Consider the following 15,589-nt stretch of genomic DNA (forward strand, 5'->3'; position numbering starts at 1 on the left):
GTTCTCTCCAACCGGGGACACCCCGATGCGGAGAGAGCCCCCACCCGGCGCTTCGCGCCGACCTCCCCCGCAAGCGGGAGAGGTTGCAGCGAGCCTGTAGCCAAATCGATTCAATCCAAGGGCATTCTAATCCTCGAACTCCGCGAGCGACTTGCGCATGGTCTCGACCAGATCCAGCGCCACCGGCGAGGGGCTGCGCTGCGCCGGAAAGACCGCGGAGAATTCGAAGTCGATGCGCGGCAGGAAGCGGCGCACCACGACGCCGCGGGTGGAGAATTCCTGCGCGGTGAAGGGATCGCAGATCGCGACGCCAAGTCCTGACGACACCATGCCGCACATGATCTCCGACAGCGTGGTCTCGACCCTGAGCACGCGACGGACATCATGGCGATGGAAGACCTGGTCGACGAGGTGCCGGCTCGACGATCCCGCCGACAGTGAGATGAACGTCTCGCCCTCGAAATCGCGCGGCTCCAAGACTTCCTTCTCCGCGAGGCGATGACCGGTCGGCAGCACTGCGACGCGCGCCAGCGCCGGCAGCCGCAGACTCGGCAGGCCGGAATGGGCGATCGGCACCTCGGCAAAGCCGATGTCGCATTGATTGTTCAGCACCCAGTCGACCACGATCGGCGAGATCACCCCGAAGAAGGCGAGGTTGAGGTTGGGGCGCTCCTTGAGGAAATGCCCGGCGAGCCGCGGCAGATAGCCGTTCGAGAGCGCCGGTAGCGCGGCGATCCGCAACGACCCGGTGCGGCGGCCGCGGATTTCCTCGGCCGCGGCAGTGATGCGTTCGAGTCCGACGAAGGAGCGCTCCACTTCGGTATAGAGCGCCATCGCCGCGGCTGTCGGCACGAGGCCGGTGCCGCGCCGCTCGAACAGCTCCATTTTCAGCAGTGCCTGGAGGTCGCGCAGCAACCGGCTGACCGCCGGCTGCGTCACGGTCATCAGCGCCGCCGCCTCGGTCACGCTGCCGGTCAGCATCGTCGCGCGGAAGGCCTCCACCTGCCGCGAATTGATCCGGGCCATACCAAATTCCATTCATAACATTTAGGCATGCAGAGGGTGCCATTATTCATTGGACGATGGAAGTATAGGTTTGCGATCTTTTTCATCAGGACTGGAGACAGCCCGCTTTTTCGGCAGATTGGAGGGGTTTGGACCTCCAGATCGCGTCAAAACCCGCCGAACGGGGGCCGGAGCCCTGATCGGGGAGGAATTTGCGCGGAAAGAGATGCGGAAGGCGCTTCAGTCAGCGAGACACGTCGGCGCGTCACCTCATTCCGGTATTGGAGATCGGTCCACATGAAGACTTTTCGCCTTCTGACAGCGGTCAGCATCGCGGCTCTCGTTGCCGCCTCTTCGGCCGCCTCGGCCCAGCAGAGAACGCTCTATGTCGCCGGCTATGGCGGCTCGTTCGAGAAGACCATTCGCGACGAGGTGATCCCGGCCTTCGAGAAGGAGAACGGCGTCAAGGTCGAATACGTCGCCGGCAACTCCACCGACACGCTGGCCAAGCTTCAGGCGCAGAAGGGCAACCAGCAGATCGACGTCGCCATCGTCGATGACGGCCCGATGTACCAGGCGATCCAGCTCGGCTTCTGCGGCAAGCTCGAGGGCCTGCCCACCGATCTCTACGACACCGCCCGCTTCAAGGACGATCGCGCTGTAGCGATCGGCATCGTCGCGACCGGGCTGATGTACAACACCAAGGTGTTTGCCGAGAAAGGCTGGGCGCCGCCGACCTCGTGGAACGACTTGAAGGACACGAAATACGCCAAGCAGCTCGTCATCCCGCCGATCAACAACACCTACGGTCTCGAAGCGCTGGTGATGCTGTCGAAGATGAACGGCGGCGGCGAGTCCAACGTCGATTCCGGCTTCAAGATCTTCAAGGAGCAGATCAATCCGAACGTGCTCGCCTATGAGCCGTCGCCGGGCAAGATGACCGAGCTGTTCCAGTCCGGCCAGGCCGTGATCGCGGTGTGGGGCACCGGCCGTGTGCAGAGCTTCGCCAACACCGGCTTCCCCGTCGACTTCGTCTATCCCAAGGAAGGCGCGGCGACGCTGCTGACGACGGCCTGTCCGATCACCAAGCCGAACGCTTCGCCGCTCGCGTCCAGCTTCGTCAAGATGTTGCTCGATCCAAAAATCCAGCTCGTGATGCTCAAGGACTACGGCTATGGCCCGGTGCTGAAATCGCTGGTGATCCCGCCGGAGCTCGGCAAGATGGCGCCGATCGGCGAGCGCGCGGCAAAGCTCTATAATCCGGACTGGACGGTCATCAACGAGAAGCGCGAGGAGTGGACCAAGCGCTGGAATCGCGAAGTCGAACGCTAATCGTTCGCGGCGGAGACAGCGTCATGGCCTATCTCGAGCTCGATCGGGTCGCCAAGCAGTTCGGAGCACAGACTGTGGTCGATGACGTCAGTCTGTCGGTGGGGAAGGGGGAGTTCATCTCCTTCCTCGGCCCGTCCGGCTGCGGCAAGACCACGACCCTGCAGATGATCGCGGGCTTCCTCGATCCCACGCGCGGCGCGATTCGCCTCGAGGGCAAGGACCTGACCGCGATCCATCCGGCCAGGCGTGGCCTCGGCATCGTGTTCCAGAGCTACGCGCTGTTTCCGCACATGACCGCGGCGGAGAACGTCGCCTTCGGCCTCGAGATGCGCAAGGTGCCGCGCGCCGAAAGGGCCGAGCGCGTTCGCGCCGCGCTCGCGATGGTCGGCCTCGCCGGCTACGAGGATCGCCATCCGCGCCGCATGTCCGGCGGCCAGCAGCAGCGCGTGGCGCTGGCGCGTGCGCTGGTGATCAAGCCGAGCGTGCTGCTGCTCGACGAGCCGCTGTCGAACCTCGATGCCAAGCTGCGCGAGGAGATGCAGATCGAGCTGCGCCAGATCCAGCGCACCATCGGCACCACCACGATCCTGGTCACGCACGACCAGAACGAGGCGATGTCGCTGTCCGACCGCATCGTGGTGATGAGCCAGGGCAAGATCGAGCAGATCGGCACGCCGCAGGAGACCTATGAGAAGCCCGCCTCGGCCTTCGTCTCGCAGTTTCTCGGCAAGACTAACGACTTTGCCGCGACGATCGATCGGGCCACGGCGCCCGCGAAGCTGGTGGCGGGCTCCTGGAGCGCGCCGGCACCAGTTGGCCTCAGCGGTCCCGTCACCGTCAGCATTCGCCCTGAAAGAATTGGTTTTGGCGATACGGGCCTCAGCGCAAAGATCGTCACGCGCATTTTCCAGGGCAATCACTGGCTGTTCCAGTGCGACAGCGAATGTGGTCCTGCGATCGTGATCCGCCAGAATGACGGCCAGTCACAGCCGGCCGAAGGCGAGACCGTTCGTCTTGCATGGCGGCCTGAGGACATGAGCGTGCGCGGAGCTGCCGCATGAGTGCGGTCGCAGACACGGCTCCGCCGGGGGCCGCCGATGCGCGCATCGCACGCGCGCCATGGGTACTCTCCGCGCCCGCCTTGATGCTGTTCGTCGGCGTGCTGCTGATTCCGCTCGCGATGACCGTGATGCTGTCGTTCCACGATTGGGGCCAGTACAAGGGCATCGAACCGGTCTTCATCCTGAAGAACTGGCACGAGATCGCGACCGATCCCTACTACGCCGAAATGTTCTGGCGGACGTTTCGCATCGCGATCCTGACGACTCTCCTCACGGCCCTGCTAGGTGCGCCCGAAGCCTACATCCTCAACCGCATGAGCGGACGCTGGAAGAGCTTCTTCCTGCTCGTCATCCTCGGACCGCTGCTGATCTCCGTGGTGGCGCGGACGCTCGGCTGGGCGTTGCTGTTCGGCGGGAACAACGGGCTCGTCAACAAGCTCCTGATGTCGGCCGGGCTGATCCGTGCACCGATTCCCTTCATGTTCACCGAAACCGGCATGGTCATCGCGCTGGCGCATGTGATGATGCCGTTCATGGTGCTGTCGGTGTGGGCCGCGCTTCAGCGGCTCGATCCGCAGATCGAGAACGCCGCGATGTCGCTTGGCGCAGGTCCGATCACCACTATTCGCCGCATCATCATGCCGCAGATCATGCCGGGCGTGCTGTCGGGCGCGATCATCGTGTTCTCGCTCTCGGCCAGCGCCTTTGCGACGCCCGCGATCATCGGCGGCCGTCGGCTCAAGGTTGCGGCGACGCTGGCCTATGACGAGTTCCTGAACACGCTGAACTGGCCGCTCGGTGCGGCGGTCGCGACGCTGCTGCTGGTTGCGCTGGTCTTGATCGTCGTCGGCAGCAATGCGCTGATCGAGCGACGCTACGCGGAGGTGTTCCGATGAGACGGAACGGCCCGCTGGCGCTGATCTTCCACACCGTGTTCGTCATCGTCATGGTGGCGCCGATCCTGGTGGTCTGCCTCGTCGCCTTCACGCCCGAAGGCTTCCTGTCGCTGCCGACCAACGGCTTTTCGCTGCGCTGGTTCAGGACCATCGCGAACTATCCTGAATTCATCCACGCCTTCTGGGTCAGCCTCGGGCTCGGCGCGCTGTCGTCCCTCGTGGCGCTGTTGTTCGCGGTGCCCGCGGCGCTCGCGATCGCGCGCTATCGCTTCCGCGGCCGCGATGCGCTGGCAGCGCTGTTCCTGTCGCCGCTGATGATCCCGCATGTCGTGCTCGGCATCGCCTTCCTGCGCTTCTTTACCTCCGCCGGCCTCGGCGGCAGCTTCGCGGCGCTGATCATCGCGCATGTCATCATCGTGTTTCCGTTCGCGCTGCGGCTGACGCTTGCGGCCGCGACCGGCATGGACCTTTCGGTCGAGATGGCGGCGGTCTCGCTCGGCGCCGGCGGCTGGACGCTGTTCCGCCGCGTGACCTTGCCGCTGATCCTGCCCGGCGTCATCAGCGGCTGGGCGCTGGCCTTCATCCAGTCCTTTGACGATCTCACCATGACCGTCTTCCTCGCGGCGCCCGGAACCGAGACGTTGCCGGTGCGCATGTTCCTTTATATCCAGGACAACATCGATCCGCTGGTGACGTCGGTCTCGGCCTGCGTGATCGCGATCACCATGACCGCCCTCATTCTGCTCGACCGCTTCTACGGGCTCGACCGTGTGCTCGCCGGCAAGGGCGATACGGGACGATAGGAGAACTCATGTCAGGAGAATACGACGTCGCCGTCGTCGGCGGCGGGTTGCTCGGCTCCGCCATTGCCTGGGGCCTCGGCCGGCTCGGCAAGAAGGTCGCCGTGCTCGACGAAGGCGACATCACCAAGCGCGCCTCGCGCGCCAATTTTGCGCTGGTCTGGGTGCAGAGCAAGGGCCTGGGCATGCCGGCCTATACGGTGTGGACAGTGCAGGCGTCGCAGGCATGGGGCCGGCTTGCCTTCGAGCTGAAGCAGCAGACCGGCCTCGATGTCTCGCTGCAACAAAATGGCGGCTTCCATCTCACCCTCGGCGAGGACGAATTCGGCCAGCGCACCGAGCTCGTCAAGCGCATGCACAACCAGGTCGGCGCCGCCGACTACAAGATGGAGATGCTGCCGGCGTCCGAGGTGAAGAAGGCGCTGCCGCTGATCGGGCCGGAAGTTTCCGGTGGCAGCTATTGTCCGCTCGACGGCCACGTCAATTCGCTGCGCACGTTCCGCGCCTTCCACACCGGCTTTATGGCGTTCGGCATCGATTATCTTCCGGAGCGGCCGGTTTCGGCGATCAGCAAGAGCGGCGGCGAATTCCGCCTGACCACGCCGAAAGGCGAGCTTCGTGCCGCCAAGGTCGTGCTTGCCGCGGGCAATGCCAACCAGACGCTCGCGCCGATGGTCGGCCTCCATGCGCCGATGGGCCCGACCCGCGGCCAGATCGTGGTGACCGAACGCACCATGCCGTTCCTGCCGCATCCGCTGACCACGATCCGCCAGACCGACGAGGGCACGGTGATGATCGGCGACAGCAAGGAGGACGAGCTGGACGATCGCACGCTGAAGCATTCGATCAGCGCGGTGATGACCGATCGCGCGCAGCGCATGTTCCCGCACCTGTCGCGGCTCAACGTTATCAGAAGCTGGGCCGGCATCCGCGTCATGCCGCAGGACGGCTTTCCGATCTATGACCAGTCGGAAACGCATCCCGGCGCCTTCGTCGCCTGCTGCCATTCCGGCGTGACGCTCGCCTCCAACCACGCCTTCGAGATCGCGCGCATGGTGGCGCAGGGCGCGCTCGAGCCTGAGCTGGTCGGCGCGTTCTCCGCGAGCCGTTTTGGCGGCGCTGGCGCGGCCAACAACAGCGGCTACTAGAGATACCAAGGAGCCAAGAGGCATCCCATGTTTAGACGATCCGAACAGGACAAACGCCCGCAAGTGCAGATCTTCGTCGATGGCGTTGCCGTCGCGGCGCGCCAGGGCGACACCGTCTCCGCCGCGCTATTGGCCTCCGGCCAGGATGCACGGCGTTCCACCGCGGTGAGCGGCGCGCCGCGTCTGCCTTACTGCATGATGGGCGTGTGCTTCGACTGCCTCGTCACCATCGACGGCGTGGGCAACCGGCAGGGCTGCATCGTGCCCGTTGCCGAGGGCATGCAGATCGAGATCCAGAAGGGCAAGCGGGAGATCGGAAGATGACTGTGGCTCCCAAGCGCGAAGATTACGACGTCGTGGTGATTGGCGCCGGGCCCGCCGGCCTCGCCGCTGCCGCGACATCGGCCGAGGCCGGCCTGTCGACGCTGCTGCTCGACGAGAATATCGGCCCCGGCGGTCAGGTATTTCGTGCGATCTCCTCGACACCCGTGACCGACCGCAACCAGCTCGGCGCCGATTATTGGGTCGGAGCCGATCTCGTGCAGTCACTGCGCGCGAGCAATGCGGAAGTGATTCAGCGTGCGATGGTCTGGAGCCTCGACCGCAATCTCGACATCGCCGTCTCCGTCGGTGGTGCTTCGGCCTTCGTCAAGGCAAAGCGCGTGATCCTGGCGACCGGCGCGCTGGAGCGTCCGTTCCCGATTCCCGGCTGGACGTTGCCGGGCGTGATGACCGCGGGTGCCGCGCAGACCATGCTGAAGTCATCGGCGCTGGTGCCCGATGGCCGCACCGTGATCGCGGGGCAGGGGCCGCTGCTCTGGCTGCTCGCCGCGCAGATCTTGCGGCTTGGCGGCCGCATCGACCGCATCCTCGACACCACCGAGCGCGGCAATTATTTCGCGGCGCTGCCGCACGCCTTCGCCTTCCTGACCTCGCCCTATTTCGCCAAGGGCCTGTCGATGATGCGCGAGGTGAAGGCGAAGGTGCAGGTCGTCACAGGCGTCACGGAGCTCACCGCGTCGGGTGACGGCCAGCTTGCCAATGTGAGCTATGTCGCCGGCGGCAAGCGCGAGACGCTTCCCGTCGATCTTCTGCTGCTGCATCAGGGCGTCGTGCCCAACGTCAATCTGGCGATGGCGGCCGGTGTCGAGCATCGCTGGGACGAGCTGCAATTGTGCTGGTCGCCGGTGCTCGACGCGAACGGCTCATCGTCGGTCGCCGGCATCGCGATCGCCGGCGACGGCGCCGGCATCGGCGGTGCCAATGCCGCCGTGGTCCGCGGCCGCATCGCGGCGCGCGCGGCGGTGGAAGCGTTGGCGCCCGCGGCTGCCGCGAAGCTCGCATCGATGGCGACGCTCCGCGCCGATCTCGCCAAGGCCGAGCGCGGCCGCGCTTTCCTCGACACGTTGTTCCGCCCGGCGCCGCAGTTCCGCATTCCCTCGGGCGATACCATCGTCTGCCGCTGCGAGGAGGTCACTGCAAAGGACGTTCTCGATTCCGTCGCGATCGGCGCGACCGGGCCGAACCAGCTCAAGGCCTACCGCCGCACCGGCATGGGCCCGTGCCAGGGCCGGCTCTGCGGCCTCACCGTCACCGAGCTGATGGCGCAGGCGCGGGGTAAAAGCCCGCAGGAGATCGGCTATTACCGGCTGCGCGCGCCGGTGAAGCCGATCACGCTCGCCGAGCTTGCCGCCGTTCCCAAGACCGAGGACGACGTCAAGGCCGTGGTGCGCGGATGACTGGAAACGTGGATGCGATCGTCATTGGCGGCGGCATCCACGGATGCTCGACCACGCTGCATCTGTGCCTCGCCGGCCTGAAGCCGGTGCTGATCGAGAAGGATTATGCGGGCCGGCATGCTTCCGGCGTCAATGCCGGCGGCGTGCGCCAGCTTGCGCGGCACGTCCCGGAGATCCCGCTCTCGATCCGCTCGATGGGGATCTGGGAGAGGATCACCGACCTCCTCGACGACGATTGCAGCTTCGAGAGCCACGGCCAGGTGCTGGTCGCCGAGAACGAGGACGAGCTCGCGGTCTGCCGCGCGCGTGTCGCCGAGCTGAACGCGCTCGGCTTCACCCATGAAGAGCTGATCGACGCCACCGAACTTCGCCGCCTCGTGCCTGCGGTGGCCGAGACCTGCCCCGGCGGCGTGGTCTCGCGCCGTGACGGCGCGGCCAATCCTGCGCAAACGACGACCGCGTTCCGCCGCAAGGCCGAACAGCTCGGCGCGACCGTGCGCGAGGGCGTGGCGGCCAGCAACATCCGCTACAGCGACGGCCTCTGGTATGTCGATGTCGGCTCCGACACCTATGCCGCGCCGGTGCTGGTCAACGCAGCCGGCGCCTGGGCTGGAAAGATCGCCGCCGCGCTCGGCGAGCCGGTGCCGGTCGAGACCGTGGCCCCGATGCTGATGATCACCTCGCGCGTGCCGCACTTCATCGATCCCGTCGTGATCCTGCGTGGCCGCAAGCTGTCCTTCAAGCAGTTCTCGAACGGCACCGTGCTGATCGGCGGCGGGCATCTCGCGACGCCCTATCAGGACCGCAATGAGACGGTGCTGGACTGGAAGAGCCTCGCGATCAGCGCGCGCACCGTGTTCGAGCTGTTTCCGGTGATGCGCAGCGCGACGATCGTTCGTGCCTGGGCCGGCATCGAGGCCAAGATGAAGGACGACATCCCCGTGTTCGGGCCGAGTTCGCGGCACAAGGGTCTCTATCACCAGTTCGGCTTCTCGCTGCACGGCTTCCAGCTCGGTCCCGGCGCCGGCGCCGTGATGGCGGAGCTGATCGTCAACGGTGGCACCCAGACACGCATCGGTGATCTCGGCATCGACCGTTTCCACCCTTCCACGCTCTAGCAACAAGAGGACATCATGAGCATCACCCGCAGCATCCGCACGCCCATCATGCACCGCGCCGTCGAGGCCAACGGCTTCGTCTTCTTCGGCGGCACCATCGCCGACGACACGTCGGTTTCCATGGGCGATCAGACCCGCAATATTCTCGGCAAGATCGCCGGCTATCTGAAAGAGGCCGGCACCGACAAGAGCCGCGTCGTCAGCGCCTCGATTTTCGTCACGGATCTTTCCAAGAAGAAGGAGATGGACGCGGCCTGGACCGAGTTCTTCGGCGACAATCTGCCGACCCGCGCCACCGTCGGCGTCGCCGATCTCGGCGGCAGCGCGTTGATCGAAGTCGTGGTCACCGCCCTCAAGGGTTGACGGCATCCGCCGACGGGGGACGGCAGCGCACGACGCGCTGTCGTCCCCTTGGCTTGATCTTGCTCGCCTTCCGGACTAGTTAGAGGCATCTCGATCAGGAACTTCGCAGCCATGGATTTCACCCCGACCGCAACGCCGATCCGCCTTGCTCACGGGGAATTTCATGCCTGCTTCCATCATCCTGTCGAACCTGTCGCTGTCCACGCCTGACGGCCGTTCTCTTTTTTCCAATATCGATCTGACATTCGCGGCCGAGCGAACCGGTCTCGTCGGCCGCAACGGCGTCGGCAAATCGACGCTGCTGGCGTCGATTTGCCGGGAACATGTTCCCACGTCGGGGCGCATTCTGACCAACGGAACCGTCGGCCTGCTGCGCCAGGACGTTCAACTGCGCGCGGGCGCGACCGTGGCCGATCTGTTCGGCGTGCGGGAAGCGCTGAAGCTGCTGCGCTGTGCGGCGCGGGGCGATGCCTCCGCCGACGACATCGCTGCGATCGACTGGACTCTCGAAGCACGGCTCGCGTCCGCGCTGGCGCGCGTCGGGTTCGATCTTGCCCCCGATACGGAGCTGTCCTGCCTGTCCGGCGGCCAGACGACGCGGGTTCGTCTTGCCGCGCTGGTGTTCGCCGAGCCCGACTTCCTGCTGCTGGATGAGCCCACCAACAACCTCGACCGGGACGGGCGCAAGGCCGTGATCGATCTCCTCGCCGCTTGGCGCGGCGGCGCGATCGTCGTCAGCCACGATCGGGGCCTGCTCGAAACCATGGACGCGATCGTCGAGTTGACGTCGCTCGGAGCAACGCGATACGGCGGCAATTGGAGCAGGTACCGCGAGCAGAAGGCCGTCGAGCTCGCTGCCGTCAGGCACGACCTTGCTTATGCCGAGAAGCGGCTGTCCGAGATCGACGGCAAGGCGCAGGAGGCTGTGGAGAGGAAGGCGCGCAAGGACAGCGGCGGCAGGAAGAAGCGTGCCAAGGGCGACATGCCGCGCATCCTGGCCGGCGCGCGCAAGGATCGCAGCGAGGACACCGGCGGAAAGACGGCGCAAGTTGCCGAGCGGCGGCGCGCGGAAGCGCTCGAGGCCGTCGACACGGCGCGCCGGCGCATCGAGATTCTCCAGCCGTTGTCCGTGAGATTGCCGTCGACAAACCTGCCGGCGGGGAGGGAGGTGGTTTGGCTCGATCGGGTCAGCGCCGGCTATCGTCCGGAGCGCGCGATCCTGCGGGAACTGTCGTTCACGATCGTCGGGCCGGAGCGTGTGGCGGTGGTCGGGCCAAATGGTTCAGGCAAGACGACGCTACTGAAGCTCATTGCCGGCGAGATGTGCCCCCTCGTGGGCACGGTGAGGGTCAAGCCCGAGTTCGCGCTGTTCGACCAGACGGTCAGCCTGCTCGATCCCGCGATCTCGATCCTGGACAATTTCAGGCGCCTCAATCCAGAGGCGGGCATGAATGCGTGCCATGCCGCCCTTGCGCGCTTCATGTTTCGCGCCGACGCTGCCTTGCAGATCGCCGGGAGCCTGAGCGGCGGACAGCTGCTTCGTGCCGGTCTTGCTTGCGTGTTCGGCGGGGCGACGCCGCCCTCACTGCTGATCCTGGACGAGCCGACCAACCATCTGGATATCGCGTCCATCGAAGCCGTCGAAGCGGGCTTGCGGGCCTATGATGGCGCGTTGCTTGTCGTCAGTCATGACGAGGCATTCTTGCAGGCGATAAGGATTACGCGGCGGCTCGATTTGGCCGCCAAGGTGCCTGGCGCCGATGGCCGGATCCTCTGATCCCGCCTCGCCGTCCGGATATCGCGGAGATTTTCAAAAGCCCGACGCCCTGCCCCCAGCGCGTCGGGCGGAAAGATTGACTATCAATCGGTAATCGCAACGCCATTGTTGTGACGCGTATCTCACCACTTTTCCACTCCGGGAAACTACCGCGTCGGAACCGGGTTGCTCCTGCCGTCGATCCGTGTCGCTTTACGCGCCGCCGCCCGGTTCCAGCGCCTCGCCGATCTCCAGCGGATGGGCCATGGTCTCGTGCAGCGCGTCGCGGTCGAGCTCGCCCTCGGAGATGCTGATGACGACGCAGGCGACGCCGTTGCCGATCAGATTGGTCAGCGCGCGGCACTCGCTCATGAACTTGTCGATGCCGACCAGGATCGCGATCGACTGGATCGGGATGTCAGGCACGATCGAGAGCGTCGCGGCGAGCGTGATGAAGCCGGCGCCGGTCACGCCCGAGGCGCCCTTCGAGGTGATCATGGCGATGCCGAGGATGCCGAGCTCCTGCCAGATCGTCAGATGCGTGTTGGTCGCCTGCGCCAGAAACAGCGTTGCCAGCGTCATGTAGATGTTGGTGCCGTCGAGGTTGAAGCTGTAGCCGGTCGGGATGACAAGGCCGACCACCGAGCGGGAGGCGCCGAGATGCTCCATCTTCTGGATCATCTGCGGCAGCACAGTCTCCGACGACGACGTGCCGAGCACGATCAACAGCTCGTCCTTGATGTAGGCGATGAAGCGCAGGATCGAGAAGCCGGCGAGCCGGGCGATTGCGCCCAGCACGATCAGCACGAACAGGATGCTGGTGAGGTAGAACGTGCCGATCAGCGCGGCGAGGTTGAGCAGCGAGCCGAGGCCGTAGGCGCCGACGGTGAACGCCATCGCGCCGAAGGCGCCAACGGGAGCGACGCGCACGATGATGCGGATGATGCCGAAGAACATCTTTGCGGCCTTGTCGATCGCATCCGCGATCGGCTCGCCGGCCTTGCCGAGGAAGGCGATGGCGAAGCCCGAGAGGATCGAGATCAGGAGCACTTGCAGGAGGTCGCCACGCGCAATTGCGCCCACATAGCTGTCGGGGATGATCGCCATCAGATGGGCGACGATGCCTTCCTCCTTGGCCTTGGTGACGTAGGTCGCGACCGATTTCGGGTCGATCGTGGCGGGATCGATGTTGAAGCCGTGTCCGGGCTGGAGCACCTCGCCGACCAAAAGGCCGACCGCGAGCGCGACGGTCGAGACCGATTCGAAATAGATCAGCGACTTCAGCCCGACCCGGCCGACACGCTTGAGATCGCCCATCGAGGAGATGCCGTGCACCACGGTGCAGAAGATCACCGGCGCGATCATCATTTTGATCAGCGCGATGAAGCCGTCGCCGAGCGGCTTCAGCTCCTTGCCGAAATCGGGATAGAAATAGCCGATGAGCACTCCGAGCACGATCGCGATCAGCACCTGGACGTAGAGGATCTTGTACCAGGGCTGATGCCGGCGACGGATGGCTGGCTGGATCGCGATCTGTGTCATATGATGAGCCCGGAACGCATTGATTTTGCAAGATTTGAATCTTGCATGACTCGCATCATGTGATGGCCGCCGCAGAAGCGACAATCACATTTTTGTCGGATCGCACGAAGATCAATCGCTGCACCGCAACGGGGGGAGCATGACAACCACGACAGGCTCGGACGAGCAGACGCAGGGCTATTTTCCGCGCTGGAAACTCAAGACCTCGGGCGTGATCATGCCGGAGGAGCGGCTGTCATGGGGCCAGACCATCGTCTCCGGTCTGCAGCATTGCGTGGCGATGTCGGGCTCGACGATCATCGCGCCGCTGCTGATGGGGTTCGATCCCAATGTTGCGGTCCTGTTCTCCGGCGTCGGCACGTTGATCTTCTTCGTCATCGTCGCCGGACGCGTGCCGAGCTATCTCGGATCGAGCTTCGCCTTCATCGCCGTTGTCCTCGCCGCCACGGGCTATGCCGGGCAGGGGCCGAACCCGAACATCTCCGTTGCGCTCGGCGGCATCGTCGGAGCCGGGGTGCTCTACGGCGCGATTGCGCTGATCGTGATGTGGTCGGGCGTCGGCTGGGTCGAGCGCCTGATGCCGCCGGCCGTCACCGGCGCCGTGGTCGCCGCAATCGGTCTCAACCTCGCGCCGGTCGCGGTCAAGGCGGTGAGCGCCAATGCGTTCGACACCTGGATCGGGCTTGCGACCGTTCTCATCATCGGCGTGGTCGCCGTTGCAGCTCCAGGCCTGTGGCGCCGCCTGCCGATCATCCTCGGGGCGATCGGCGGATATCTCTTGTATTTTCTGTTCGCGAACGGCCTCGGCTTCGGCAAGCCGATCGACTTCGCACTGCTCTCGGCCGCGTCGTGGCTCGGCCTGCCGAAATTCACCACTCCGACCTTCCAGGCCGATGCGATCTTCCTGATCGCGCCGGTTGCGGTCATCCTCGTCGCCGAGAACCTCGGGCACATCAAGGCCGTCGGTGCCATGACAGGCCGCAGCCTCGATGCCTATCTCGGCCGCGCCCTGTTCGCCGACAGCCTGGCCACGATCGTCGCAGCCTGCGGCGGAGGCACCGGCGTCACCACCTATGCCGAGAACATCGGCGTCATGGCGGCGACGAAGGTCTATTCGACGCTGCTGTTTGCCTTGGCGGCCACGGTGTCGATCCTGCTCGGCTTCTCGCCGAAATTCGGCGCGCTGATCCTGTCGATCCCGGGTCCCGTCATCGGCGGCCTCTCCATCGTGCTGTTCGGATTGATCGCGGCGATGGCCGGGCGGATCTGGGTCGAGAACAAGGTCGACTTCGCCAATCCCGCGAACCTGATTACCGTCGCCGTGGCGCTGACCGCGGGCGCGGGCGACCTCACGCTCAAATTCGGCGCGTTCACGATCGGCGGGATCGGAACCGCGACTTTCGGCGCCATCATCCTCTATCAGATCCTCACCTCTTCCCTCGCGCAACACGCGGAATGAATCCCAGGGCTGCGCTGGTGTGATGGAACAAAACGTCGTTTCCGTCGATGATGAGGCACTCCGGAGAAAGCTCATGCCACAGACCGACCGCTCGATCCCCTTTCCCACGCGCCTCGTTGGCCAATACGCGCTGGTGACCGGCGCCTCGCAAGGCATCGGCCGTGCCGTTGCCGTCCGGCTCGCCCAGGAAGGCGCGACCGTCGCCATCAACTATTTCGATCACCCTGGGAAGGCCGAAGAGACGCTCGCGCTCGCGCGGACGGCATCGGGCGACCGCGGCCACGGCAGGCTCGATCATGTCATCGTCCAGGCTGACATCGGCAGCGAGCAGGACATCGCCGCGATGTTCGAGACCATCCTGGCGCGCTGGAAGCGCCTCGACTGTCTCGTCAACAATGCCGGCTTCCAGCGGGAATCGCCGAGCGATGCGCTCGACGTCGAAACCTATCGCCGCATCATCGACGTCAATCTCAACGGTGCCGTGCTCTGCGCGCAGAAGGCGCTGGCGCATTTCGTCGCGCGCGGCGGAGGCGGCAGCATCATCAATTGCTCCAGCGTCCACCAGATCATTCCGAAGCCCGGCTATCTCGCTTATTCGATCAGCAAGGGCGGCCTGGCCAACCTCACGCGCACGCTGGCGCTCGAATTCGCGAGGCACGGCATCCGTGTCAATGCGGTAGGTCCGGGCGCGATCGACACGCCGATCAACGCGGCCTGGACGGGCGACCCGGAAAAGCGCGGCGTCGTCACCAGCCATATTCCGCTCGGCCGCGTCGGCACGCCGGAAGAGATCGCCGCCGTGTTCGCCTTCCTTGCTTCAGACGATGCGAGCTACATCACCGGGCAGACGATCTATGCCTGCGGGGGCCTGACCATGTTCCCCGAGTTTCGCGAGAACTGGGCAAGCTAGAAACGTGGGCTCACGGACGAAGCCACGAACTCTTCACCCTCGTGCCGATCGCTTCAGAAATCTCCTGCGAGCAGGTCGTAGGAGCCTCTGCTGCCGCGCACATACTTCCTGGCCGCGGTGGCACATATCAAGTCGCGATTGCAATCGAACGCGTTCAGGAGTCCCGATTCGGTCGCATGGACGCCCGGTTGAATCCGCATCAACGCGCCTTCATCGATGAAGAACGAGGCCTCGATGGCGCTGTCGTGTCCCCAGAACCGCACGGCACGCCGTGTCTGGTCATATGAGCGACTGTGATTTGGGAAATCAATCATGGTTCGGGCCGATCAGGTTGCAGGTGCCGTGCGCCTTCACGCCGTTTGAGCCGGGGGCACGCTGGGTGGCCGACGCTCGGCTTGCGTACGTCAGGTACACGGACGTTTCGTCGAGACCTGACAAGAGCGAACCGGTTGCGCCTCTT

At 65.1% G+C, this 15,589-nt stretch carries 15 protein-coding genes; 12 read left to right on the forward strand and 3 right to left on the reverse strand.

The window, feature by feature from the left end:
• Positions 1-126: 126 nt before the first annotated feature.
• Positions 127-1,026, reverse strand: coding sequence for a LysR substrate-binding domain-containing protein (locus tag AB5K84_RS09830; RefSeq protein WP_011089933.1), 900 nt, complete (start codon positions 1,024-1,026; stop codon positions 127-129).
• Between the two features lie 276 nt (positions 1,027-1,302).
• Here AB5K84_RS09830 and AB5K84_RS09835 point away from each other — a divergent pair, with 276 nt between their 5' ends.
• The 10 genes from AB5K84_RS09835 (at position 1,303) to AB5K84_RS09880 (ending at position 11,239) form a co-directional block, all read left to right on the forward strand.
• A complete protein-coding gene (locus AB5K84_RS09835) occupies positions 1,303-2,337 on the forward strand; it encodes an ABC transporter substrate-binding protein (protein ID WP_038965491.1) in 1,035 nt (344 codons plus the stop codon).
• Positions 2,338-2,360: 23 nt separating this feature from the next.
• Complete coding sequence (locus tag AB5K84_RS09840; protein WP_038965492.1) at positions 2,361-3,398, forward strand: ABC transporter ATP-binding protein; 1,038 nt, start codon at positions 2,361-2,363, stop codon at positions 3,396-3,398.
• A complete protein-coding gene (locus tag AB5K84_RS09845; protein ID WP_011089930.1) occupies positions 3,395-4,294 on the forward strand; it encodes an ABC transporter permease in 900 nt (299 codons plus the stop codon). The genes AB5K84_RS09840 and AB5K84_RS09845 overlap by 4 nt, the downstream gene beginning before the upstream one ends.
• Entirely contained in the window at positions 4,291-5,097 is an 807-nt protein-coding gene (locus AB5K84_RS09850) for an ABC transporter permease (protein ID WP_011089929.1), read from the forward strand. Before AB5K84_RS09845 ends, AB5K84_RS09850 begins: the two co-directional genes overlap by 4 nt.
• Positions 5,098-5,105: 8 nt before the next feature.
• Positions 5,106-6,242 carry an NAD(P)/FAD-dependent oxidoreductase gene (locus AB5K84_RS09855; RefSeq protein WP_011089928.1) on the forward strand — a complete coding sequence of 379 codons (1,137 nt, stop codon included), beginning with the start codon at positions 5,106-5,108 and terminating at the stop codon, positions 6,240-6,242.
• Between the two features lie 27 nt (positions 6,243-6,269).
• A complete protein-coding gene (locus AB5K84_RS09860; protein WP_011089927.1) occupies positions 6,270-6,566 on the forward strand; it encodes a (2Fe-2S)-binding protein in 297 nt (98 codons plus the stop codon).
• A complete protein-coding gene (locus AB5K84_RS09865) occupies positions 6,563-7,981 on the forward strand; it encodes an FAD/NAD(P)-dependent oxidoreductase (protein ID WP_011089926.1) in 1,419 nt (472 codons plus the stop codon). The genes AB5K84_RS09860 and AB5K84_RS09865 overlap by 4 nt, the downstream gene beginning before the upstream one ends.
• Entirely contained in the window at positions 7,978-9,099 is a 1,122-nt protein-coding gene (locus AB5K84_RS09870; protein ID WP_011089925.1) for an NAD(P)/FAD-dependent oxidoreductase, read from the forward strand. The genes AB5K84_RS09865 and AB5K84_RS09870 overlap by 4 nt, the downstream gene beginning before the upstream one ends.
• A gap of 15 nt (positions 9,100-9,114) precedes the next feature.
• Positions 9,115-9,462, forward strand: a complete 348-nt coding sequence (locus AB5K84_RS09875; RefSeq protein WP_011089924.1) for a RidA family protein — start codon at positions 9,115-9,117, stop codon at positions 9,460-9,462.
• Between the two features lie 163 nt (positions 9,463-9,625).
• The gene (locus AB5K84_RS09880) at positions 9,626-11,239 is read left to right on the forward strand and encodes an ABC-F family ATP-binding cassette domain-containing protein (RefSeq protein ID WP_011089923.1); all 1,614 of its coding nucleotides are present in this window, start codon (positions 9,626-9,628) and stop codon (positions 11,237-11,239) included.
• Positions 11,240-11,431: 192 nt separating this feature from the next.
• Here AB5K84_RS09880 and AB5K84_RS09885 read toward each other — a convergent pair whose 3' ends face one another.
• Positions 11,432-12,760 (reverse strand): dicarboxylate/amino acid:cation symporter, encoded by a 1,329-nt coding sequence (locus AB5K84_RS09885; protein ID WP_011089922.1) that lies wholly within the window; start codon positions 12,758-12,760, stop codon positions 11,432-11,434.
• 139 nt (positions 12,761-12,899) lie between these two features.
• On the opposite strand from AB5K84_RS09885, the gene AB5K84_RS09890 reads away from it, so the two are divergent.
• Together AB5K84_RS09890 and AB5K84_RS09895 are read left to right on the forward strand one after the other, a co-directional pair.
• Complete coding sequence (locus tag AB5K84_RS09890) at positions 12,900-14,219, forward strand: solute carrier family 23 protein (RefSeq protein WP_011089921.1); 1,320 nt, start codon at positions 12,900-12,902, stop codon at positions 14,217-14,219.
• A gap of 73 nt (positions 14,220-14,292) precedes the next feature.
• Complete coding sequence (locus AB5K84_RS09895) at positions 14,293-15,129, forward strand: SDR family oxidoreductase (RefSeq protein ID WP_011089920.1); 837 nt, start codon at positions 14,293-14,295, stop codon at positions 15,127-15,129.
• Between the two features lie 53 nt (positions 15,130-15,182).
• Here AB5K84_RS09895 and AB5K84_RS09900 read toward each other — a convergent pair whose 3' ends face one another.
• Positions 15,183-15,443 (reverse strand): DUF1488 domain-containing protein, encoded by a 261-nt coding sequence (locus AB5K84_RS09900; protein ID WP_011089919.1) that lies wholly within the window; start codon positions 15,441-15,443, stop codon positions 15,183-15,185.
• Positions 15,444-15,589 lie beyond the last annotated feature (146 nt).

It is taken from the genome of Bradyrhizobium sp. 1200_D9_N1_1, from assembly GCF_052075915.1.
Classification (GTDB): Bacteria; Pseudomonadota; Alphaproteobacteria; order Rhizobiales; family Xanthobacteraceae; genus Bradyrhizobium; species Bradyrhizobium diazoefficiens.

Excerpts from the sequence above, each read along its gene's own strand:
- AB5K84_RS09840 (WP_038965492.1), top strand. The coding sequence starts at position 2,361 with ATGGCCTATCTCGAGCTCGATCGGGTCGCCAAGCAGTTCGGAGCACAG.
- AB5K84_RS09845 (WP_011089930.1), top strand. The coding sequence starts at position 3,395 with ATGAGTGCGGTCGCAGACACGGCTCCGCCGGGGGCCGCCGATGCGCGC.
- AB5K84_RS09900 (WP_011089919.1), bottom strand. The coding sequence starts at position 15,443 with ATGATTGATTTCCCAAATCACAGTCGCTCATATGACCAGACACGGCGT.
- AB5K84_RS09865 (WP_011089926.1), top strand. The coding sequence starts at position 6,563 with ATGACTGTGGCTCCCAAGCGCGAAGATTACGACGTCGTGGTGATTGGC.
- AB5K84_RS09885 (WP_011089922.1), bottom strand. The coding sequence starts at position 12,760 with ATGACACAGATCGCGATCCAGCCAGCCATCCGTCGCCGGCATCAGCCC.
- AB5K84_RS09855 (WP_011089928.1), top strand. The coding sequence starts at position 5,106 with ATGTCAGGAGAATACGACGTCGCCGTCGTCGGCGGCGGGTTGCTCGGC.
- AB5K84_RS09870 (WP_011089925.1), top strand. The coding sequence starts at position 7,978 with ATGACTGGAAACGTGGATGCGATCGTCATTGGCGGCGGCATCCACGGA.
- AB5K84_RS09835 (WP_038965491.1), top strand. The coding sequence starts at position 1,303 with ATGAAGACTTTTCGCCTTCTGACAGCGGTCAGCATCGCGGCTCTCGTT.
- AB5K84_RS09860 (WP_011089927.1), top strand. The coding sequence starts at position 6,270 with ATGTTTAGACGATCCGAACAGGACAAACGCCCGCAAGTGCAGATCTTC.
- AB5K84_RS09880 (WP_011089923.1), top strand. The coding sequence starts at position 9,626 with ATGCCTGCTTCCATCATCCTGTCGAACCTGTCGCTGTCCACGCCTGAC.
- AB5K84_RS09895 (WP_011089920.1), top strand. The coding sequence starts at position 14,293 with ATGCCACAGACCGACCGCTCGATCCCCTTTCCCACGCGCCTCGTTGGC.
- AB5K84_RS09830 (WP_011089933.1), bottom strand. The coding sequence starts at position 1,026 with ATGGCCCGGATCAATTCGCGGCAGGTGGAGGCCTTCCGCGCGACGATG.
- AB5K84_RS09850 (WP_011089929.1), top strand. The coding sequence starts at position 4,291 with ATGAGACGGAACGGCCCGCTGGCGCTGATCTTCCACACCGTGTTCGTC.
- AB5K84_RS09875 (WP_011089924.1), top strand. The coding sequence starts at position 9,115 with ATGAGCATCACCCGCAGCATCCGCACGCCCATCATGCACCGCGCCGTC.
- AB5K84_RS09890 (WP_011089921.1), top strand. The coding sequence starts at position 12,900 with ATGACAACCACGACAGGCTCGGACGAGCAGACGCAGGGCTATTTTCCG.